The sequence below is a fragment of the Candidatus Dadabacteria bacterium genome (assembly GCA_026705445.1).
Lineage (GTDB): Bacteria > Desulfobacterota_D > UBA1144 > Nemesobacterales > Nemesobacteraceae > Nemesobacter.
Genome location: JAPPAR010000041.1, coordinates 1 through 21,108 on the forward strand (window position 1 = coordinate 1; position 21,108 = coordinate 21,108).

Annotated in this window: 23 protein-coding genes; 20 read left to right on the forward strand and 3 right to left on the reverse strand. The window is 49.6% G+C overall.

Features of this window, described 5'->3' with window-relative positions; translation table 11 throughout:
• Positions 1-231 precede the first annotated feature (231 nt).
• Positions 232-1,479 carry a replication-associated recombination protein A gene (locus OXG75_07695; protein ID MCY3625853.1) on the forward strand — a complete coding sequence of 416 codons (1,248 nt, stop codon included), beginning with the start codon at positions 232-234 and terminating at the stop codon, positions 1,477-1,479.
• 8 nt (positions 1,480-1,487) lie between these two features.
• Here OXG75_07695 and gloA read toward each other — a convergent pair whose 3' ends face one another.
• Positions 1,488-1,871 carry a lactoylglutathione lyase gene (gloA, locus tag OXG75_07700; protein MCY3625854.1) on the reverse strand — a complete coding sequence of 128 codons (384 nt, stop codon included), beginning with the start codon at positions 1,869-1,871 and terminating at the stop codon, positions 1,488-1,490.
• An 89-nt stretch (positions 1,872-1,960) separates the two neighbouring features.
• Between gloA and OXG75_07705 the strand changes: the two genes are divergently transcribed.
• The 14 genes from OXG75_07705 to OXG75_07770 all read left to right on the forward strand — a co-directional run bounded on the left by OXG75_07705 (position 1,961) and on the right by OXG75_07770 (position 11,714).
• Positions 1,961-2,101 carry a hypothetical protein gene (locus OXG75_07705; protein ID MCY3625855.1) on the forward strand — a complete coding sequence of 47 codons (141 nt, stop codon included), beginning with the start codon at positions 1,961-1,963 and terminating at the stop codon, positions 2,099-2,101.
• Positions 2,102-2,105: 4 nt separating this feature from the next.
• Positions 2,106-3,161 (forward strand): NAD-dependent epimerase/dehydratase family protein, encoded by a 1,056-nt coding sequence (locus OXG75_07710; GenBank protein ID MCY3625856.1) that lies wholly within the window; start codon positions 2,106-2,108, stop codon positions 3,159-3,161.
• Position 3,162: 1 nt separating this feature from the next.
• Positions 3,163-3,885, forward strand: coding sequence for an ABC transporter ATP-binding protein (locus OXG75_07715; GenBank protein ID MCY3625857.1), 723 nt, complete (start codon positions 3,163-3,165; stop codon positions 3,883-3,885).
• Positions 3,882-4,580, forward strand: a complete 699-nt coding sequence (locus OXG75_07720) for a heme exporter protein CcmB (protein ID MCY3625858.1) — start codon at positions 3,882-3,884, stop codon at positions 4,578-4,580. Before OXG75_07715 ends, OXG75_07720 begins: the two co-directional genes overlap by 4 nt.
• Before the next feature lie 18 nt (positions 4,581-4,598).
• Positions 4,599-5,258 (forward strand): cytochrome c biogenesis protein CcsA, encoded by a 660-nt coding sequence (gene ccsA / locus OXG75_07725; protein MCY3625859.1) that lies wholly within the window; start codon positions 4,599-4,601, stop codon positions 5,256-5,258.
• Positions 5,259-5,264: 6 nt separating this feature from the next.
• Positions 5,265-5,399 carry a hypothetical protein gene (locus OXG75_07730; protein ID MCY3625860.1) on the forward strand — a complete coding sequence of 45 codons (135 nt, stop codon included), beginning with the start codon at positions 5,265-5,267 and terminating at the stop codon, positions 5,397-5,399.
• Entirely contained in the window at positions 5,396-5,806 is a 411-nt protein-coding gene (locus OXG75_07735) for a cytochrome c maturation protein CcmE (GenBank protein MCY3625861.1), read from the forward strand. Before OXG75_07730 ends, OXG75_07735 begins: the two co-directional genes overlap by 4 nt.
• Before the next feature lie 2 nt (positions 5,807-5,808).
• Positions 5,809-7,767 (forward strand): heme lyase CcmF/NrfE family subunit, encoded by a 1,959-nt coding sequence (locus OXG75_07740; protein MCY3625862.1) that lies wholly within the window; start codon positions 5,809-5,811, stop codon positions 7,765-7,767.
• Entirely contained in the window at positions 7,764-8,057 is a 294-nt protein-coding gene (locus tag OXG75_07745; GenBank protein MCY3625863.1) for a hypothetical protein, read from the forward strand. Before OXG75_07740 ends, OXG75_07745 begins: the two co-directional genes overlap by 4 nt.
• A gap of 131 nt (positions 8,058-8,188) precedes the next feature.
• Entirely contained in the window at positions 8,189-8,419 is a 231-nt protein-coding gene (locus tag OXG75_07750) for a type II toxin-antitoxin system RelE/ParE family toxin (GenBank protein ID MCY3625864.1), read from the forward strand.
• Between the two features lie 4 nt (positions 8,420-8,423).
• Positions 8,424-8,750 (forward strand): helix-turn-helix transcriptional regulator, encoded by a 327-nt coding sequence (locus OXG75_07755; protein MCY3625865.1) that lies wholly within the window; start codon positions 8,424-8,426, stop codon positions 8,748-8,750.
• Positions 8,751-8,824: 74 nt separating this feature from the next.
• Positions 8,825-10,111: a cytochrome c gene (locus tag OXG75_07760; GenBank protein MCY3625866.1), complete on the forward strand. Its 1,287-nt coding sequence runs from the start codon at positions 8,825-8,827 to the stop codon at positions 10,109-10,111.
• 68 nt (positions 10,112-10,179) lie between these two features.
• Positions 10,180-11,325 carry an MFS transporter gene (locus tag OXG75_07765; protein MCY3625867.1) on the forward strand — a complete coding sequence of 382 codons (1,146 nt, stop codon included), beginning with the start codon at positions 10,180-10,182 and terminating at the stop codon, positions 11,323-11,325.
• Positions 11,322-11,714, forward strand: coding sequence for a PaaI family thioesterase (locus OXG75_07770; GenBank protein MCY3625868.1), 393 nt, complete (start codon positions 11,322-11,324; stop codon positions 11,712-11,714). Before OXG75_07765 ends, OXG75_07770 begins: the two co-directional genes overlap by 4 nt.
• 6 nt (positions 11,715-11,720) lie before the next feature.
• On the opposite strand, the gene OXG75_07775 is transcribed toward OXG75_07770, so the two are convergent.
• On the reverse strand, positions 11,721-12,455 hold the full coding sequence (locus tag OXG75_07775) for a 16S rRNA (uracil(1498)-N(3))-methyltransferase (protein MCY3625869.1): 735 nt from the start codon (positions 12,453-12,455) through the stop codon (positions 11,721-11,723).
• A gap of 18 nt (positions 12,456-12,473) precedes the next feature.
• On the reverse strand, positions 12,474-13,985 hold the full coding sequence (cobA, locus tag OXG75_07780) for a uroporphyrinogen-III C-methyltransferase (GenBank protein MCY3625870.1): 1,512 nt from the start codon (positions 13,983-13,985) through the stop codon (positions 12,474-12,476).
• A gap of 238 nt (positions 13,986-14,223) precedes the next feature.
• On the opposite strand from cobA, the gene uvrB reads away from it, so the two are divergent.
• The 5 genes from uvrB to OXG75_07805 all read left to right on the forward strand — a co-directional run bounded on the left by uvrB (position 14,224) and on the right by OXG75_07805 (position 21,101).
• Positions 14,224-16,242 carry an excinuclease ABC subunit UvrB gene (gene uvrB, locus OXG75_07785; protein ID MCY3625871.1) on the forward strand — a complete coding sequence of 673 codons (2,019 nt, stop codon included), beginning with the start codon at positions 14,224-14,226 and terminating at the stop codon, positions 16,240-16,242.
• Between the two features lie 118 nt (positions 16,243-16,360).
• Complete coding sequence (locus OXG75_07790; protein MCY3625872.1) at positions 16,361-16,849, forward strand: ribosome maturation factor RimP; 489 nt, start codon at positions 16,361-16,363, stop codon at positions 16,847-16,849.
• Entirely contained in the window at positions 16,846-18,201 is a 1,356-nt protein-coding gene (gene nusA / locus OXG75_07795; protein MCY3625873.1) for a transcription termination factor NusA, read from the forward strand. The genes OXG75_07790 and nusA overlap by 4 nt, the downstream gene beginning before the upstream one ends.
• A 48-nt stretch (positions 18,202-18,249) precedes the next feature.
• Positions 18,250-20,796 (forward strand): translation initiation factor IF-2, encoded by a 2,547-nt coding sequence (infB, locus tag OXG75_07800; protein ID MCY3625874.1) that lies wholly within the window; start codon positions 18,250-18,252, stop codon positions 20,794-20,796.
• A gap of 14 nt (positions 20,797-20,810) precedes the next feature.
• Positions 20,811-21,101, forward strand: a complete 291-nt coding sequence (locus OXG75_07805; protein ID MCY3625875.1) for a DUF503 domain-containing protein — start codon at positions 20,811-20,813, stop codon at positions 21,099-21,101.
• Positions 21,102-21,108 lie beyond the last annotated feature (7 nt).

The window sequence follows — 21,108 nt, forward strand, 5'->3', positions numbered from 1 at the left end:
AAAAAAGAAATTCGCTATATACATAAAATTTAAGCTTGTAAAAGACAGGAAGTCCAAACGGCCTTTTTTTCCAAAACGGCGGAAAGAAGCACGAGCTTTCCAGATTGATTTATAAGTTTCAAAGCTTAATCTTTATACCAGAGTGCTAACTGAAAACAGGAGACGGACTTGAACCCTGATGACCCAGGTCTTTTCAGACCTAAAAAAGAATCTCTTCCTCTCCCCGAGAGAATGAGACCCGAGAGCATGCAAGAGATGGTAGGCCAAGAGCATCTGATAGGACCGCAGGGGCTTGTTACGAAAACGCTTGAGGCTGGGGGAGTGCATTCCATGATATTCTGGGGTCCCCCTGGGACGGGCAAAACGACTCTTTCAAGGCTTATCGCGGGCAGGGCTGGTGCCAGGTTCATACAGATAAATGCGATTTCTTCCGGAGTCAGGGAACTTAGGGATATTGTCGCGGACGCAAGAGACGCTCTTTACTCCGGGCGGAAAACCGTGCTTTTCATTGACGAGATACACAGATTCAACAAGGCACAGCAGGCGGCGCTTCTCAAGAGCGTCGAAGAAGGGGTCTTAGTGCTTATAGGTGCTACCACTGAAAATCCTTCGTTTGAAGTCATAAGCCCTCTTCTTTCCCGCTGTCAGGTTTATGTTCTTGATCCGCTTTCGGCACAGGATCTTGAACTCATACTCGAAAAAGCCTTCTCCGAGGAAAAACTTCTTGAGGATGCCGATATCTCGACTGAGGCTCGTGGCGAACTCATCGCTCTTTGCGGTGGAGACGCCAGGGTGATGCTGAACGCGCTTGAAATCGCCTCTTCCCTTGTTCGTTCAAAGAAACTCTCTCGGATTGACACTGATCTCGTGAGAGAGATTTTCCAGAAAACAGGCCTTCTCTATGACAGGGCGGGGGAGGAACATTACAATACGATTTCCGCTTTTATAAAAAGTGTGAGGGGAAGTGATCCCGACGCGGCGGTTTACTACTTGGCGAGAATGCTTGAAGCTGGGGAGGACCCGAAGTTCATCGCAAGACGTCTTGTGATACTTGCTTCAGAGGATATTGGAAACGCCGAACCTTACGCGCTTACCCTCGCGACCGACTGCTTCACGGCGGTTAATTACGTGGGGATGCCTGAGAGCAGAATAATCCTTTCTCAGGTTACGACCTATCTTGCCAGTTGTCCCAAGAGCAACGCTGCTTACAGGGCGATAAAGAAGGCTGAAAGCGATGTGAGAAAAAATCCGGGCCTCCAGATTCCGCTTCACCTGAGAAACGCCCCCACGAAACTTATGAAAGATCTCGGTTACAAAAAAGGCTACAAGTACGCCCACGACTACGAAGATCATTTTGTCGAAGACGATTTTCTTCCCGAGGAGATAAAAGACAGCGTTTACTACGAACCCACCGACAAGGGGAGAGAGGCAAATCTCAAGAAGTATCTGGAAGCGAGGTGGAAGAAGAGAAAAAAGTGATCGGGGGATCAGTCTTTTCTTTCTATGAGTTCGATTTTGTACGAATCGGGGTCCTCAACGAAAGCTATCACGGTGGTTCCGTGTTTCATGGGCCCCGGAGCTCTGGTTACCCGTCCGCCGGCCTGTTCTATCTTTTCGCATGTCGCATAAATGTCCTCTACTCCAAACGCCATGTGTCCGTAACCCCCTCCATGGTCGTATTGCGAAGTATCCCAGTTATGTGTGAGTTCTAGGAAAGGTTCCGTGTCGCCACCGTAACCCAGAAAAGCTAGCGTGAAGCGGCCTTCGGGATAATCGGTTTTCCTATGAAACTTAAGACCAATGACATCGGTATAAAACGCGACTGACTTTTCAAGATCGCCGACCCTTATCATTGTGTGAAGATATTTCATGCGTCTGCCCGCCTGGTTTGTCCGATTTTGCTTATCAATTATTATACTCTGTGATCTCCTGAGCGGTAAAGAGACTGCAGGGGTGTGATATGACCAAAAAGAAGCTAGAAAAACCGAAAACCAGAAAGCCTGTTTCAACGCGACCCGGCAAAGCCATACCTTCGAAAAAAGACGTCGAGGAGAAGAAAAGATTCAGGAAAGCGGACTGGGAAAAGGAAATCAAAAAATAAACTTATGGGAACCTCCGAAAACGTAAAAGCGGGGATAACCGGGGCGACGGGTTTTATCGGTGGCAAGCTTGCTGAAAAACTTGCAGACGAGGGTTTTTCGATAAAATGCCTGGTAAGAGAAACAAGCGATACCGAAAAGTTGCGTTCTCTGCGTGCGGAACTTATCCACGGGGACCTTTGCGACTCCAGTTCGCTTCAAGCTTTTCCGCAAGAGTGCGATTACGTTTTTCATCTTGCTTCCAAGGTTTCTGACTGGGGACCAAGGGATGATTTTTTCAGGCAGAACGTAGAGGCGACGAGAATCCTTCTTGACTCTTCACGCGAGGCGGGGGTTAAAAGGTTTGTTTATATGAGCTCCTCTACCGTAATCTGGAATGCCTCTTTTCTTGGGACTGTAGACCTCAAGGATATAGATGAAACCTATCCCTACCCAAAAAGCCACCATAATTTCTATAATGAAACCAAGGCCTTATCCGAAAAACTTGTGAGAGAATATAACGGACGGGGAGGCATGGAAACAGTTATATTAAGACCGTCAAACGTCTGGGGAGCCGGCGACACGGTCATACTTCCGAGAATAGCCGACGCCTGTCTCAAGGGGCTTCTGGTTAACATGGGTTTTAACAAAAAAATCGTCTCTCCATGCCATGTGCTTAATCTTGTTCACGCCGCGGTGCTCTCGGTCCTCTCTCCTGCCGGGGCGGGCAACATATACTTTGTAAACGACGGGGCGCGTATCGATAACCGCCGTTTTGTCTCCGATCAGCTCGCGTCAATAGGAATTGAGTGGAAGCCGGGGGTCACGGTACCGTACACTCTGGGGTATGCGGTTGCGTTCGTTCTTGAGAAAATCTTTGAACTCAGAAGATCGGAGACCCCGCCTGTCCTTACCCGCTTTGGCGTTTCCGCTCTATCGAAGAGCAGAACCTACAGCATAGAGAAGGCAAGAAGGGATCTGGGTTATGAGCCGGTGTGCGGTTACGAGACGGGAATGCAGGGGCTTGCGGAGTGGATTTCAGAGATCGGCGGTTATGAAAAAATCCTTGGAAAAGGAAAATGATATGCAACCCGCTGTATACGCGATAGAAACCAAGAGACTTGAAAAGCAGTTCGGGTTTTTCCCTGTGCTGATGGGAATTGATCTTACCGTTGAACAGGGCGGATTCCTCACCATTTTCGGTCCCAATGGCGCCGGTAAGTCCACCTTGCTTTCCATTCTTTCGACATTCATCAAACCCGGCGGGGGAGAGGCCTTTGTAGCCGGTTTTGACGTTTCCAAGGAAAAACAGCAGATAAGAAAACTTATAGGGTTCATCTCCCATAACACGATGCTTTATGAAAACCTTACCGCCTGGGAAAACCTCGAGTTTATAGGCGCGTTCTACGACGTGCCGGATCTTAAGAGCAGGTGCTCTGATATTCTCGAGAGGGTTGAGCTCTACGCTAAGAAAGACGCGCTCGTAAGCACCCTTTCTTTCGGAACGCGCCAGCGCCTCGCTATCGCCAGAACGCTTCTTCACGACCCGCAGATACTTTTTCTGGATGAGCCGTACAGCGGCCTTGATTACGGCGGAGCTGCCATCCTTACCTCGATTCTAGGTTCAATGAAAGCGGATAAAACCGTAGTTATGACAACCCATAATGTCTACGAGGGGCTTTTGCTGTGCGACAAGGTGGCAATTCTCGATCAGGGAGAGGTGGTCTATGTATCCGCGCAGAAACCCGCTCGCGAGGAATTTCAGGATATCTACATGTCTTGCGTCAGAAGTGGTGACGGGCAATGAGAAATATATTGCTTATATTCAGAAAGGATTTTCTGGTGGAGTGGCGTTCGAAGCAGATATTTCCGACGATGTTCGTATTTTCGCTTCTGCTTCTCCTGGTTTTTAACGTTGCTTTTGAATTCCGCTCGGATGTTGATTCCCGGGCAGTCTCGGCCGTTATATGGATAACTTTTATTTTTTCTGGACTCTTGGCCCTTGGAAGATCCTTTTCGCTTGAAAAGGAAAATAATGCCTTCGCGTTTCTTCTTCTGACTCCTGTAAGCAGAAGCTACATCTATCTCGGAAAACTGCTTTCAAACACGGTTATGGTTCTGCTCTCCGAGCTCTTCATACTTCCGCTTTTTCTTCTGTTTTTTCTTTTTGATGCAGGCGGGGTTTCGCTTTCATTTACAGACACCATACTCCCATTTCTCGGGGTTATGGTTCTTGGAACGATAGGGTTTGTGTCGCTTGGCACTTTTTTTTCTTCGATGGCCCTTAATACAAAGCTTCGCGACATGATGCTTCCCCTGCTGGTTTTTCCCCTCATCATACCTGTCGTGATAACCTCGGTCGGAATATGCTCTTCAATACTGGAGGGAAGGCCTCCGGATTACTACGCTTTTTCTTTGCAGGTACTGGTTTCCTTCGATATAATCTTCATCCTTTTATGCTCTATTCTGTTTGAGTATCTTATTGAGGATAGCGGGGACTGACCCGCTTTCTTTTTAAAAATGCGAAAAATACTGTTTTTCCTGACGTTTGCGCTGATGGCTCTCGCTACCTGGATGACGCTTTTTTACGCGCCTACGGAAGTGGTTATGGGCCATGTGCAGAGAATTTTCTATTTCCACATGGGGACGGTCTGGGCCGCCACGGTGGCTTTTACGGTGGTTTTCGTGGCGAGCATATATTATCTGGTAAAGGAGACAGCGAAATGGGATACGCTTGCCTACTGCTCGGCCGAGATAGGCATGCTGCTTCTTACTCTAACGATTATCACTGGGAGCATATGGGCAAAGCCGGTCTGGGGAACCTGGTGGACATGGGACCCGCAGTTAACGACCACGTTTATTCTCTGGGTTCTTTACGCCGTTTATCTGGTTCTGCGCTCCGGTGCCGGAGGGCGCGGAAAAAAGGCTAGATACTCGGCCATATTCGCCATAATTGCCTACGTGGACCTTCCAGTGGTTTATGTCTCGGCCCGTATAAAAAGAGGCATATCGCCCGTGGTCTTCGGACCTGGGGGAGGTGGCATAGATCCCGCCATGATGCACACTCTTTTGGTCACCCTGTTGGGATTTACGCTTCTTTTCGTTTTACTCCTAGGTGAGAGAACGAGGATAATGAACATGGAAAATCAGCTTTACGCCCGGGGCGGGCGAGTGGGGTAGTCTGCGATGGAATATTTCCTCTGGTCAAGCGTAGTGGTCTGGGGCTCTCTTATCGCCTATGTGCTCTACCTGCGCGCAAAGTCGGCTTCGGTAAGGAAAAAGCTGCTCTCGGGCGGTGACGGCCCTGAAGGTGAAGGTTGAAGGGTAAACTCAAATTCATTTTGCCTCTTTTGGTGATAGTTTCCTTGATTTCCTGGCTTGTCTTCGCGGGAGTCAAGGATTCCATGGTCTACTACATAACGGTTGACGAACTGTTAGAGGACGTCCCGGACATCTACGGGCAGAAGGTAAGGGTTTCTGGAACCGTGGTTCACGGTTCAATAAAGAACGAGCTAGATGATTCGCTTCGGTTTACCATAGCGGACGGCAAGGGTGAAATCGACGTCGAGTACGACGGCATAATTCCCGATATATTCACAGACGGGGTTGAGGCGGTCGTTGAGGGTAAGTTCTCCGCCGATAACGTCTTTGAGGCGGACCTGTTGCTTGCAAAGTGCCCCACCAAGTATGAATCCGAAGAAGCCCCCTACCAGAGAAAAGAAGGTTAACAATGTCTGATCTCGGAAGTATAGCCATACTTCTTTCCTTCTTTATCACTATCTACAGTCTTGCTGCCTGCGCTGTTGCCGCGAAAACGGGGAGCTGCGCATTCGCTCAAAGCGGCGGAAACGGTCTTGTCTCGGCAGCTTTTCTTCTTCTGGTAGCGGTGGGCTGTCTTGTTTATGAGCTTGTAACGCTTGATTTTTCGCTCAGATACGTAGCGCTTAACACGAGCACCGACCTTCCGGTGATATACAGGGTGACGGCCCTTTGGGCCGGTCAGGCGGGATCCTTGCTTCTGTGGAGTTTTGTTCTTTCACTGTATGCGGCTTTCGTGGTTCTTAGAAGCAGAGAAAAGGGTGGCGACCCTTATGTAAACGTCGTTTTATGCGCCGTTTCTCTTTTCTTTCTTTTCCTCATAGCCTACGTGGAAGACCCATTTGAGAAACTGGGTGTGGCAGTTGGGGAAGGAAGGGGACTTAATCCGATTCTTCAGAACGGATACATGGCCATCCACCCGGTCACTTTGTATGTGGGATACGTGGGTATTACGGTGCCTTTTGCCTTCGGCATAGCAGCCCTGCTCAGCGGTCGCCTAGGGGATGAGTGGATAAGGAACTGTAGAAAATACGCCCTTTTCTCCTGGATGTTTCTCTCCGCGGGGCTCCTTCTCGGGGCCAGATGGGCGTATCTTGAACTCGGCTGGGGAGGATACTGGGCATGGGATCCGGTTGAGAACGCCGCATTTATGCCATGGCTGGCAGGGACCGCGTTTCTTCACTCCGTCATGATTCAGGAGAGGAAGGCGATGCTTAAGAAATGGAACATGGTTCTGCTTATAATCACCTTTTTTCTCTCCATATTCGGCACCTTCATAACCAGAAGCGGCATAGTGTCCTCGGTTCACTCCTTTGCCCGCTCGGACATAGGTCCGCTTTTTCTTGGCTTCATGGTTTTCATACTGCTTTTTTCCTTTGCTCTTCTCATCTACAGGTCAAAAGAACTCAAAAGCGAGGAGAGGTTTGATTCCCCTCTTTCAAGGGAAAGCGCCTTTCTGTTTAACAATCTTCTTTTTCTGGCGGCGGCCTTCTCCGTTTTTCTGGGAACGATTTTCCCTGTACTCTCGGAGGCTTTCATTGGGAAGAAAATCCTTGTCGGCCCTCCTTACTTCAACGCCGTAGGGGTGCCTATCGGGCTTGTTCTTATCCTGCTGATGGGAATAGGTCCGCTTATATCCTGGAAAAAGGCTTCGACGGCAAACCTCAAGAGAAATTTCGTTTTCCCCGCGGTGGTTTTTCTGGTGGTTCTCCTGGCGCTTCTTGTCTTCGGTCTCAGGGAACCTGTGGCGCTTTTAAGTTTTGCACTCTGCGGGTTTGTTGCTGCGACGGTGTTTTTGGAATATTTCAGGGGTATCAGGGTGCGAAGCGGCAGGGGGGAGAACCCGGTTTCGGCCTTTTTTAATCTCATCTCAAGGAACCGCAGACGCTACGGCGGATATATCGTTCATCTGGGAGTTGTACTGCTGGTAGCGGGAATCACGGCTTCTTCGCTTTTCGTTACTCAGAAGGAGGTTGTCTTGGAAAAGGGAGATTCCTTTTCCCTAGGAAGGTACGATCTGGTTTTCCATGGGGTGCGCTTTATTTCAAATGACGCCAAGGATGGATTTTCAGCGGAACTTTCAATCCGCAACAACGGTAAAAGCGTCGCGACCATGTATCCAGAAAAAAACATCTACAAGTACGAGGGAAACAGGGAGATAAATCAGGAAACCGAGGTCGCGCTTCGCTCCACTTTCAGAGACGATCTTTATCTCATACTCTCAGAGGTCGATGGGAGCGGAAAGGCGAACATAAGGGCTTTGCTTAACCCGATGGTTAACTGGATATGGGCTGGAGGTTTTGTTATCGTCCTTGGAGCGATTGTCACCATGTGGCCTGAGAGGCAAAGAAAGAAGGAGTTCGGCGCGTGAGTGAATACATAATTTCTCTTCTGCTCGTGGTGCTGGTCTCGGTTTTTACCGTTTACCCTCTTTTTCTGGGTCGCAGGAAGCCGGGCGTAGCAGATAGTCCCGAGGTTAACCGACTTGAACAGCTTTACGAGAAAAGAGACCTTTATTACTCTTCTATAAAAGACATAGAGCTTGACCGTGATATGGGCAAGCTCAGCGAGCAGGACTACGCCGAGCTTACCTCAAGGTACAAGGAAAAAGCGGCGGCTGTTACAAAACAGATATCGGAACTCCAATCGAGAGTATTTTGAGAATATCGAAAATTACATACCTCGAGAGTGGGTTAGAGACTGGCGTCAGTTGGAAATAAGTGTAAGAAATGCCTGATTCGATAAGCAAGAGTCTGAGAGGAAACGCTAGTCAATTTTTTGTTGCTGGGGAACTGTGTCGAAGGGGTTTGGGGTCCAGAGTCTTGGAGGTTGTCTCACGACACGACGGTGATACCTATCGGGCGGTGTATACAGTACGGTTTAAGGTGGCGGTCTATGTCCTGCATGTCTTCCAAAAGAAGGCCAAGCGGGGTGCCGAGACGCCAAAACATGATATTGATTTGATCAAGAGCAGACTGAAGGTAGCGGAGCAGCATTACAAGGAAACATATGAAGGAGGCTAGACCGATGGAGACAGAAGAGAAGGTTGAACGTGGAAGCGGTAATGTATTTGCGGATCTGGGCCATCCAGAAGCCGAGGTTCATCTTCTAAAGGCAGAACTCGTTACCCGAATTGACGAGATTATTCGCCGTCGCAAACTGAAGCAGGTCGATGCAGCGAAATTGCTGGGGCTGTCTCAACCTGATGTCTCCCGGCTCCTGCGAGGGAACTTTCGCGATTACTCAGTGGAGCGGCTCTTACGCCTCTTGACAGTGCTGGGACGGGATGTGGAAATTGTCATTCGAGAACCCCGTTCAAAACGACAAGGCAGACTTAGCATTGGAGCATTCTAGATCCAATACTGTTTTGTGAGCGGAACTTTATTTATTCCCATTAAGTCCCAGAAACCAGAGTGAATAAAGCGACAATGAAAAAAGTGTTTACATTTTCCCTTTCCGTTTCCATATTTTTTCTTTTTTTCCTTGTTCTTCAGCAGATTTCCGTTTCCGCACAGGTGTTATCTTCCGGTGAGGAAATTTTCATCCAAGGGAAATGCGTAAGATGCCATACGATTGGAAAAGGAAGGTTCGTGGGTCCCGATCTTCTGGGTGTAGGGGAGAGGTACTCAAGAGATGATTTGATCAGATGGGCCAAGGATCCGGAGAGCCTTTACTCTGAAAAAAAGAAAAAACCGATAAACGAGGGCTACCCTCCGATGCCACCCATGAATCTCTCAGAAAGCGACGCACAGAGAGTTGCCGATTACCTGCTGGAGTACACGCCTCCCCCGGGCCTCTCTGAAAGTGGAACGATAATGGGTCAGGTAAGGAACATCACTACACAGAAGCCGCAAGAGGGCCAGGATGTCGTTTTGATCTCGTACATGGGAGACAGGAAGGAAGAGCGGCATTTCGCCAAATCGGATTCGCTGGGCAGATTTTCTTTTCCCTCGCTGCGGTGGGACAGAAGCTATGAGATCGCGCTTTTTCACCAGGGAGTTCAGTATGTTTCGGGGAAAATGGTTTTTCTTCCGGGGAAGGATGAAATCACACTCGATCTCCCTGTCTACGATACCACGAGTTCTGACGAGAACATCTCCCTACTGTCGTTAAACGTGATTATCTACCCGAATGACGAGGGCTCCAAGGTGAATGTAACTTCCCTTCACGCCTTTGAGAACTCGGGCGACACCGTTTTTACGGGGGAGCAGACGGATTCGGATACTACGACGCTTGTCTTTCCGATTCCCGAAAATGCGGTGGACGTTACTTTTTCAGACGGTGTCAATCCGGAGGCCGTTGTAAGGAAAGAAGAAAAGCTTTACAGCAGACTTCCTTTTCTTCCGGGGATGAAGAGGGTTGCCCTTGGTTATTCTCTCCCTCTTTCGCAAATCGGGGAGAATTTCTCGATAGGCTTTGACTATGAGGTCGGCGACCTTGCGGTGTTTGCAAGAAAAACGGAGCTTGGAATCCGACTTGAGCGGCCCCAAGCGGTTGCGGAAGAGGTCATGATTCATGACGAGGCGTTTTTGAAATACGTCCTGTCTGGCGTAAAACCTGGCGGCATAGTTTTAGTCGTTTCCAATACTTCCTTTCTTATGAGCAACCTGAGCAGATATCTGCCCGTGGCACTCTTCTTTGTTTTTGCCGCAGTGGGAATCATGTATTTTCTCTACGGCAAGAACAGGTTTTCAAGTATGAATTCAGAAAAATAAAGACGGTTTCAGACTGGAGGATTTCTTTCTTTTAAAAAATGAGCGACCCGCAGAAAAATCCACCGCCCTTGCTTAACAGAAGCTTTGTGCTTGTAACTTTTCTCGGGTGCCTGTATTTCTTTAACTTCCATTCGTTTCTCCTTCTTCCCATTAGAATTTCCGAGCTTGGAGGAACCGAGAAGATCGTGGGGTTCGTGATGGGCATCGCGGGGCTAAGCACCCTTTTTCTTACACCTTACGCCGGTCACATAACAGACAGGTATGGAAAAAAGCTGTTTGTGCTGCTGGGGTTCGCGCTGCTCGCCGCTTCGACGTTTCCGCTGGCCTTCCTAGACAGGGTCGATTACCTCTACTACGTTATTAGGATAGTTCACGGTTGCTCCTTCTCCCTTTTCTTTGTAGCGGCGGGGGCGCTTACGGTTGATGTCTCAAGCGAGCAGAGAAGGGCTCAGGCGCTCGGCATATACGGTGTCTTCACGATAATAAACTATGCTATTGCCCCTTACGTAGGCTCCATCCTGATAAAGAATTTCGGTTTTGATTTCTTTGTTTTTTTCCTTACAGTTACCGCGCTTTTGGGTTTTTTAGTCTCCTTTATGATCCGGGAGGGAAAGAAAGCGCCGACGCCAAAAGACGGGGGACGAAGCTATGCGGACTGTCTTCGGGACAGAGCTACCTTTGTGTCCTCCGCAACGCTCTTTATATGCGGGGCGGCGTTTATAACGACGTTTAACTTCGTCTCCATCTTCTCTCTTTCGATAAACATAGAGAACTTTCACGTTTATTTTCTTTCCTACACCCTCTCGGTGCTTGCGATCAGGGTGTTCCTCGGCTGGGTTCCCGACAGGTACGGGAAGTGGAGAGTAGCTTCTCCCTTTGTTTTCTTTCTGGGGCTGAGTGTCTTCATGCTGAGTTTTGCGCACGAGGTAAAGCTTCTTGCTCTCTGCGGAATCATATTCGGCTGCGCGCACGGATTTGTGTATCCTTCAATATATTCGATCATAATAGAATCGAATCCCAAGGAGGCCAGGGCAAAAGCTTTTGCCATAAGCAGTGTCTCGTTCACGGGCGGCGGAATGTTGGGGTCTTTTGTTTTCGGAGTCGTGGCGGAGCTTTTCGGATTCAGGACGATGTTTGTTTCAATAGCTCTTATGGTATTTCTAGGTTTCTTATTTTTCACCCGAAGCTCAGTCTTGAGGGAGCGCAAAATATGAGCAGACAACCAATCAGACTTCCTTCCGGTCACCCGGAGATCTTCGACACGATGAAAATAGATATCCTGCGCATGGAAAACGGGGAGTCAGAGCTTTCCATGCCGTTTCTTGAGGAATATACGCAGCACTACGGAATGCTTCATGGCGGTGTCATTTTCACCTTGGCGGACGCGGCCTGCGGAGTCGCGGTTGCCAGTGTTGCAAAAGAGGGGAAAAAGTTCCTCACGTCCGGAATGAACATAAACTACATCGAGCCCATCAGGGAGGGTGTTACGATTTGTCGCGCCAAGGTGCTCAGGCAAGGGAGAATAATGCCCGTTGAGAGCGAGGTCTGGAATTCGGGTGTTTGCGCGGCAAAGGCCACTGCCATTTATACCTTAGTTGATTGATCCCGGTTAGATATCTCCGTAGCGGGACTGCAAAAGTGCCAAGCTTACCACCGAAGCTGTTTCCGCCCTCAGTATTCTTTCTCCAAGCCCGAGCACCGTATAACCTTTTTCCTTTGCCAGGGCGATTTCCTGTTCCGAAAAACCTCCCTCGGGGCCTATGAAGAGATTTATCGTTCTTACGGATTTCCCGCGAGAACTCATGTGATCTCTGAGCAGTTCGCCTTGGTTTTCGTAAAGTATTATTTTCATCTCGCTTTCGTTTCTTATTTCAAGGGACCCCCGAAGATCAACCGGTTCTGAAACCGCAGGCGGTACAGTTCTTCCACATTGCTTTGTTGATTCCAGCGCTATCTTGTTCCATCTGTCCACCTTGGCGGTCGATCTCACTTGGGTTCTCTCGGAAATTACCGGGAAAATCCCCGATACCCCCAGCTGGGTCGCCTGACTGATTACCGTGTCCATCCTGTTCCCCTTGAGAATTGCCTGAAAGAGATTCAGTTCCAGCTTCGATTCCGTTTGCAGCCGGAGGGTGCTGTCAACTTTAACCGCGATGGTTCCAGAAGAGATATCCATTATCACTCCTTCATACTCAATGGATTCGGTGTCAAAGACCGTTATGCGGTCCCCGGCCGCCAGCCTCAGCACTTTCGTTATATGCGTGTAGTCGCTCTCGGATATTTTTCCGCGAAGGGTTCCGTCATCTTCTATGGATGGCTCTTTTCTGATCGGAAATCTCGGCATTTCAAGGTGCCTGCCTTCTTATGAGAGATAAAAGTCCAGGATTTTTTCTTTAAGGCCTAGGGTCGTATGGATGTCAGCGGTTACCACCGGGGTAAAACCGTGGCCGAGTAGCGTCGCGGCCGTTACGGGTCCTATGCAGGCAAACCCGGTTTTGGCGAAAAGTTCCGGGTTTTCTCCAAGAAGCGAGAAGAAATTCGTTACGGTCGAGGAGCTTGTGAACGTTACGAGGTCTATCTCCGCGCCGGAGAGTCTCATTTTCATCAGGTCAAGTTCTTCCTTTGTATAGTCTGGAACAAGAGTTTCATAAACGCAGAGCACCTCCACCGTGGCTCCCATCGCCCGTAGCGTTTCAGGGAGAAGCTCCCTTGCCACAAGTGCCCTTGGGATAAGTATTTTCTTGCCGTCGAGGTTTAGCTTCTCCGCAAGCGAAATTATTCCCTCGGCCTTATAGACCGCGGGCATGTAATCCGTCGTAAGGTTGTATTTTAGCAGTTCTTCCGACGTTTTCTCTCCTATGGCTATTGTCTTCTTGCCTTTTAGATCTCGCGAGTCCTTTCCATGAGAGGCAAGCACCTCAAAATAGTTGCTGACTCCGTTTACGCTTGTGAACACCAGAAAGTCGTAGTCTTCAAGGCTCCGTACCGAAAGTAGTTGCTCTCCGGTATCCCTTATGGGCTTTATTTCGATCGTGGGGAATTCAATGGTCTTTGCTCCGCAGGAGCCAAGAAGCTCTGCGAACTCGGATGAAGCTTCTTTTTCTCTTGTTACCATTACGGTTTTTCCGAAAAGAGGTTTCTTTTCATACCACCCTATTGCTTCTGCCAGCCCAGCTACTTCTCCGACCACTATGGTGGCCGGGGTCTGCACGTCAAGGACTCTGGTTTTTTCCGCTATGTCGGAAATGGTTCCCACGACGGATTTCTGTTCGGGCAGCGTGCCGCAGGATATGACTGCGACGGGAGTAGACGGTTCCTTTCCGAGCTCAAGCAGTTTTTTCATTATGCTCTCGATGTTGTTTAGTCCCATGAGAAATACCAGTGTTTCTATCTGAGCCGGATCGTAGTCAAAACCCTCTCCCTGATGATGTCCGGTGAAGACTGCGAAAGAAGAATTGAATTGCCTGTGAGTAATGGGAATTCCTCCGTAAGCCGGCACCGCGGTAACGGAGCTTACTCCCGGGACGATCTCGATATCGATGCCGTTCTGAACTATCGCCTCGGCTTCCTCTCCACCCCTTCCGAAAACAAAAGGGTCGCCCCCTTTTAGTCTGGCCACCGTCTTTCCCTCTTTTGCCTTGCTTACGAGAAGCTCATTTATCTCTTCTTGGGATATATGGGCCCGTCCCATTGTCTTGCCTGCAAAAAGAAGTTCCGCGTCGGGACGGCAGAATTTAAGAATCTGGGGATTTACCAGAGAGTCATAGATTACCACCTGTGCTTCCCCGAGCAGTTTCTTTCCCTTTAGGGTAAGAAGTCCCGCATCGCCGGGACCTGCACCGATCAGATAAACCCTGCCTTTTTTTTCGCTCATGGAACCGTGGATTGCTGGGTAGAGACCCCGGAGAAATTCACCTGTCCGTTTCTTTGTACATTACACCTGAGGTGAAAAACGGTGTCGCAACGCCGCTTTTCGCCTGTTCTCTGCTCCAAAATTATATTATTTCTCATGGGTTGGCTCCTGTAAAATCACCGAAAGACTGTTTCTGCGACTATGGTTGAGCCTTTGCGTGTTTATGATGGCCGTACGGGTGGTTAAAATAGTCTCCGAAATGGATTCCGGGAAATCTCTGTTTAACCTCAAAAGCCCCTTTGAACCCAAGGGAGATCAGCCCCGGGCCATCTCCGCATTGGGTAAAGGGCTGAAGCTAGGATGCAAGGATCAGGTTCTCCTTGGAGTTACCGGAAGCGGCAAGACCTTTACCGTAGCCCAGGTTATCCGTGACGCCGGACGTCCCACGCTGATACTTGTTCACAACAAGACACTGGCTGCGCAGATATACGCCGAACTGCGCGATTTTTTCCCCGAAAACGAAGTTCACTATTTCGTGAGCTACTACGACTACTATCAGCCCGAAGCCTATATCCCCGAGACCGATACGTACATAGAGAAAGACGCATCGATAAACGAATACATAGACCGCATGCGCCACGCCGCCACCAAGGCCCTTTTCAGACGAAGGGATGTGATAATCGTTTCAAGCGTTTCGGCTATCTACGGAATCGGGGCTCCCAAGGTTTATTACGGCATGCTTACCGAGATCGAAGTGGGGATGGAGCTTTCAAGAAATGGTTTTGCCCTCAGGCTTGAGGAGGTGCGTTACGAAAGAAAGATCGACGAGCTTGACAGGGGCACCTACAGGGTTAGGGGGGACGTAGTGGACGTGTTTCCCTCGCATGAGGAATCGACCGCGCTCAGAGTCGAGTTTTTCGGAGACTCAATAGAGACGATACGCGCTATAGACCCTCTAAGCGGCAAGGCCGCCGGGGAGGTCCGGGAAGTCTCCATTTTCCCGGGTTCTCATTACGTGGCCCCCAAGAGTGTTGTTGAGCAGGCGGTCGAGAACATAGACAGGGAGCTTGAGGCCAGGCTTGCTGAACTCAAGGAGAGGGGAATGGAACTTGAGGCCGGCCGGCTTGAGGAAAGGACCAGGTTTGATCTTGAGTTGCTGGATACGATGGGTTTTTGTCCCGGCATCGAGAATTATTCAAGATACATTTCCGGACGGCGCCCCGGAGAGCCTCCCTACACGCTTCTTGATTATTTCCCCGAAGATTTTCTATGCGTGATTGATGAAAGTCACCAGATGATTCCGCAGCTTCGGGGCATGTACCTCGGTGACAGAAGCAGGAAGCTCTCTCTGGTTGAAAATGGTTTCCGGCTTCCTTCGGCGTTTGATAATCGCCCGCTTAATTTTGAGGAGTTCGAAGCCAAGATTGGACAGGTGATATACGTTTCGGCTACCCCAGGGCCTTACGAACTCGCAGCGGCCCGCAGTAACGTCGTTGAGCAGATCATACGGCCGACGGGCCTTGCCGATCCCTTAATTGAAACCCGCACCGCCCAGAACCAGGTGGACGATCTGTTTGATGAACTAAGAAAAGTGGCTGCCGGAGGGCAGAGGGCCCTCGTTACGACGCTTACAAAGAAGATGGCAGAAGACCTTACGGACTATTATCGGGAGCTCGGCCTGCGGATTGAATACCTGCATTCGGAGATTGACACGCTCGAGAGAATAAAGATCGTAAGGGACTTAAGAGCCGCAAGATTTGACGTTCTGATCGGAATAAATCTTCTTCGGGAAGGACTCGACATACCCGAGGTTTCCCTTGTTGCAGTGCTTGATGCCGACAAAGAAGGATACCTTCGCTCGGAAACGTCGCTTGTTCAGGTTTTCGGCCGGGCAGCGAGAAATGTTTCTGGCAGGGTGATTCTCTACGCAGACACCATGACGGGGTCTATGCGCGCCGCCATGGCGGAAACCCGCAGAAGAAGAAATATCCAGATGGAGTACAACGCTGAAAACAATATAGTTCCGAGAAGCATCGAAAAAAACATAACCGACGTACTGGGTTCCATATACGAGTCTGACTACCTCGAGATTTCCGGTACGGAGGAGGAAGATCTCCTCGATATCCCCCCGAACAAGATCCCGGGAACTATAGCCAAGCTCTCGAGGGAGATGAAGTCCGCCGCGAAGAAGCTTGAATTCGAGAAGGCGGCCGAATTCAGAAACAGGATAAGAAAACTCCAGGAGCTTGAGCTCAAATACGCCGAAGGGGTCGCGTGACAATCGGGTATTTTCTTGCCGATTTTTTTGTTTTATGTAGAATTTAAACCGCTTTGGAAAGAGTGGGTCTTTACCCGCTCTTTTTTGTTGAAGGGTATGAAAGACACGGAGAAATTTTGTGGAAAAGGCTAACGGTAAGCTTGAAAAAGCGGTTCTGGAGGTTCTTCACCCGATTGTCGAGGAAAACTCCTGCGAGCTTGTGGATATAAAGTATCTGAGGGAAAGAGGTGGCAGGGTCTTGAGGGTATTTCTTGACAAGGAGGGCGGGGTCACCGTTGATGACTGCGCTAACGTGAGCAGAGAGCTCGGTGTGGTTCTGGATGCCTACGACATAATGCCGCAGCATTCTTACACGCTTGAGGTATCTTCTCCCGGTCTCAGGAGGCCTCTTAACAGGCAAAGCGACTACGAGAGGTTCAAGGGAAGGAAAGTGAAGATAAAGACCACGGATCCGGTCGATGACAGAAAGATTTTTTCTGGAACGCTTCTCGGAATGGAAGGGGAAATGATTCTGGTGGAAGTTGATGGCCGTTCCTACAGCGTGCCTTTCGGCTCCGTCAGCAGGGCGAACTTGGAAATTGATTTTGGGAAAGGAGCGAGAAAATGATTACGGAACTGACGAGAGTTATAGATTCCGTAGGGAAAGACAAGGGCATTGACAGGGAACGCATAATAAGTGCGGTTGAGGAAGCGGTTCTGTCCGCTGCCGAGAAGCTTCTCAAGTCAAAGAATCAGGACAAGGAACTCGACGTTTACTATAACCCCGATGAGGGAGAGGTAGAGCTTTTCGAGTACAAGGAGGTTGTGGAAACCGTAACCGACCCCGAAATTGAGATTTCCCTCGCGGAAGCGTCCGAACTCGATCCCGAAACTGAACTTGGAGACATGATAGGCGTTAAGATAAGCCCCGAATACACTAGAATTGCCATTCACAACGCCAAGCAGAAGGTCCTTCAGAAACTCAAGGAGGCCGAAGGCAAGGTTATATACGAGGAATTTATCGGCAGGAAAGGAACCATAATCGGCGGCATAGTGAGAAGGGTTGACAGAAGGCACATAATAGTTGATCTCGGAAGGGTTGAGGCTGTTCTGCCCCCGGAACAGCAGGTACCGAGAGAATACTACAAGATGAAGGAGAGAATACGAGCGGTGCTTCTGGATATAAAGGAGTCGCCTAGGGGCGAACCTAGACTTATCCTTTCAAGAGCTCATGTGAGTTTCGTAATGAGGCTTTTTGAGTCGGAAGTCCCTGAAATCGCCGAGAATATAGTGGAGATAAAAGCTATCTCGAGAGACCCCGGGGGAAGAACGAAAATAGCCGTGACGTCAAACGATTCGGATGTGGACGCGGTTGGTGCCTGCGTGGGAATGAGGGGTTCTAGGGTTCAGAGCATCATCCAGGAACTCAGGGGCGAGAAGGTAGATATAGTTCCCTGGTCAGAAGATCCCGCCCGCTACGTCTGCAACGCTCTCTCTCCGGCTGTTGTCAACAAGGTTGTAATTGACGAGAACAGCCGCTCTATGGAGGTCATAGTTGATGATGACCAGCTTTCTCTCGCTATCGGGAGGAAGGGACAGAACGTAAGGCTGGCGTCGCAGCTTACCGAGTGGAAGATAGATATAAAAACTGAGTCCAGAGTCAAGCAGGAACAGCAGGAAGTGCTCTCCCTTCTTACAAGCTTACCGTCTGTAAGCGAGGTTACAGCAAGTCTGCTTTATAATGACGGATTTTACTCCCTTGAACACATAGCTTTTTGCGAACCGGATGTGCTCATGAAGGTTGGAAGTCTCAACGAGGACGAGGTTTCCACGCTTCAGAAAGCGGCCCGCGTGGCGCTTATGGAAAAACTTGAGGAGATGCCTGTTGAGAGCGGAACCGAAGAGGCTTCAGACGCGGAAGAGGTTAATATATCATCGCCGACCGGCACAGAGGTACAGGATTCGCGAACAGACAAGTAGCAAAAACCGCCAACCCGCATCTATGGGAGGGCGGGTTTTTTGGGAAATATGCCTAAAGTCAGGATACATCAGATAGCCAAAGAGCTGGGAATAACCAGCAAAGAGGTAGTGGAGCAGAGCGTAAAGCTTGGAATGAAAGTTACAAGTCACCAAAACGTAGTCTCGGAAACAGATGCCGAGAGAATAAAAAAGGCGCTTATTAGCGTCCCGGAGGAGAATTCTTCAGAAACGGCGGAAAAGCAGAAGGAAACCGTAAAGGTTTTCAAGTCTGAGACGGGCGACTTTGTCGAAAGAAGAAGCGGCTCGAGAGTTATCAGGAGAAGAAAGAAGGTTGTAAAACCGGAGCCAGAGCCCGTGGAAGCAGAAGCCGTTCCGGCTGCCGGGGAACCTGCGGAAATCAAGCCGGAGCCCGAAATTCCTGTCCCGTCCGAGCCCGCAGAAGCGGAAGCAGTCCAGGTTCCAAGCGCCGAGAGCGAAGCGATACCCGAGGAGGCGCCCGAAGCCGAGGTCGAGGTTCCACAGGTAGATGATCTTGAACTTAAGCCGGAACCATCTTCCGAACCTGGAAAGGTCATTAAGGGAGTGGAAGATGAGGAAAAACCAAAGCAGAAGAAAAAAGCTAAAAAGAGCAAGCCCCTAAAAGAGGAAATACATGATGAAGAGACCTTGGAGCAGCTCAAAAGAGCGTTTCGGACCAAGGTTCCCAGCAGAAAGGAATATGTAATACAGAACAAAAAGCCCAAACTGAGGCAGAATTTTGACGGACCCGGGAAAAACAGGGGAGCCTACCCGGCAGATGGACAGGACGGAAGAGTTGTTCCGATTTCCCCCGCCCACACATCGAAAAGAAACATCAAGGTCGGCGAAACGATAGTGGTTTCCGAACTTGCGAAGATGATGAGCGTAAAAGCGGCGGAAGTCGTTAAAAAACTTATGACCATGGGTACGGGCGCTACGATCAACCAGTCAATTGACAGCGATACCGCCGAACTTCTTGCCGATGAGTTCGGTTTTAACCTAACCGTTGAGAGATTTGTCGAAGAGGACCTGCTTTTTGATCAGGATGAGTCGCAAGATGCGGAGAAAATGCCGCGCCCGCCGGTCGTTACGGTCATGGGACATGTTGATCACGGAAAGACCACACTCCTTGACTCTATAAGGGAAACCAATGTTGTCGCGGGAGAGGCCGGTGGAATAACGCAGCACATAGGCGCCTACGCAGTGAACATAAAGGATTCAACCATAGTTTTCGTGGATACGCCCGGGCACGAGGCGTTTACTTCAATGAGGGCTCGCGGCGCGAGTATAACGGACATAGTGATCCTGGTAGTGGCGGCGGATGACGGAGTAATGCCCCAGACGGTTGAAGCGGTTAACCATGCGAAAGCGGCCGGAGTTCCGATTATAGTAGCCATAAATAAAGTCGACAAGGAAGGTGCCGATGTCGAAAAAATCAGGAGAGAGCTCTCCGAGATAGATCTCATATCGGAACAGTGGGGAGGAGACACTCTTTTTGCCGAGGTTTCAGCGAAAAAGAAAAAGGGTCTAAGTGAACTCCTCGAGCTTGTCCTGCTCCAGGCCGATATACTTGAACTCAAGGCGTCGCCCGATAAAAAAGCAAATGGTGTGGTGGTAGAAGCGGAGCTTGACAAGGGCAGGGGAGCGGTCTCCACTGTCATAGTCAAGGAGGGGACTCTTCGGGTCGGAGATTGCGTTGTATCAGGCGTTCACAGCGGAAAAATAAGGGCCCTTACCGATGACAGGGGCAAAGCGGTAAAAAGCGTCGGTCCTTCAATGCCCGTTAAGATCATGGGTCTCTCGGGAGTTGCCGAAGCCGGGGAAAAATTCCATGCAGTGAAGGATGAGAAGACGGCCAAGGAGATAACTTCTCACCGTCTGGAAAAGATCAGGTCCCGCAAGGTGATCACCACTCCGAAACTTTCGCTCGAAGACCTTTTCAGCTCTATTGAAAACGAGGAAGCGAAGGAACTTTCGCTCATCATAAAGGCAGATACCCAGGGATCGGTTGAGGCTCTCAGGGAATCTTTGGAAAAACTCTCTACGGAGAAGTGCAGGGTAAAGATCGTTCACTCCGGAGCCGGAGGCATAAACGAAACGGATGTGGTTCTTGCAAGCGCCTCAAACGCGGTGGTGATAGGGTTTAACGTCCGCCCGGATGCGAACGCGCTTAGGATTTCTGAGAAGGAAGGTGTCTCTCTTGAACTTCATTCAATAATTTACGATGTGGTAAGCCGCGTAAAAAGTGCGATGGAGGGACTTCTGGAGCCCATTCGCAAGGAAGTCGTGGTGGCCCACATGGACGTAAAGGAGCTTTTCCACGTGTCAAGGGTGGGGACTATCGCGGGATGCATGGTTTCTGACGGCAGGGTAAGCAGGGACAACAGCATCAGAGTGGTTCGGGACGGCACGGTTGTCTTTGACGGCAAAGTAAGTTCTCTTAGACGCTTTAAAGAGGACGTCAAGGAGGTCCAATCGGGCTACGAATGCGGTATAACGATAGAGAATTTCAACGACGTGAAACAGGGAGATGTCTTCGAACTCTACAAGCTTGAGGAGATAAAGCAGGAGCTTTGATATCTGGATTTTAAATGGTAGTGGGCATAGCCAGGTTTGAACTCTACATGTCGGGCAACAGGTCTTTGAAAGATAAAAGACGCCTGGTAAAAAGCCTTGTGGAAAGGACGAGGTCGAAGTTCCCGAGCCTCTCGCTGACTGAAGTTGATTCGCTGGACCTAAAGGACAAGGCCACCATAGGGCTTGGTTATGTTTCCAACGATGCTTCCTTGGTAAATTCCGTTCTGGACAAGGTGACTTCTTATATAGAGAGCACGGGGAATTTCCGCATGGGTGAAAAAGAAATGGAGATCATCCATTTCTAAATTAACG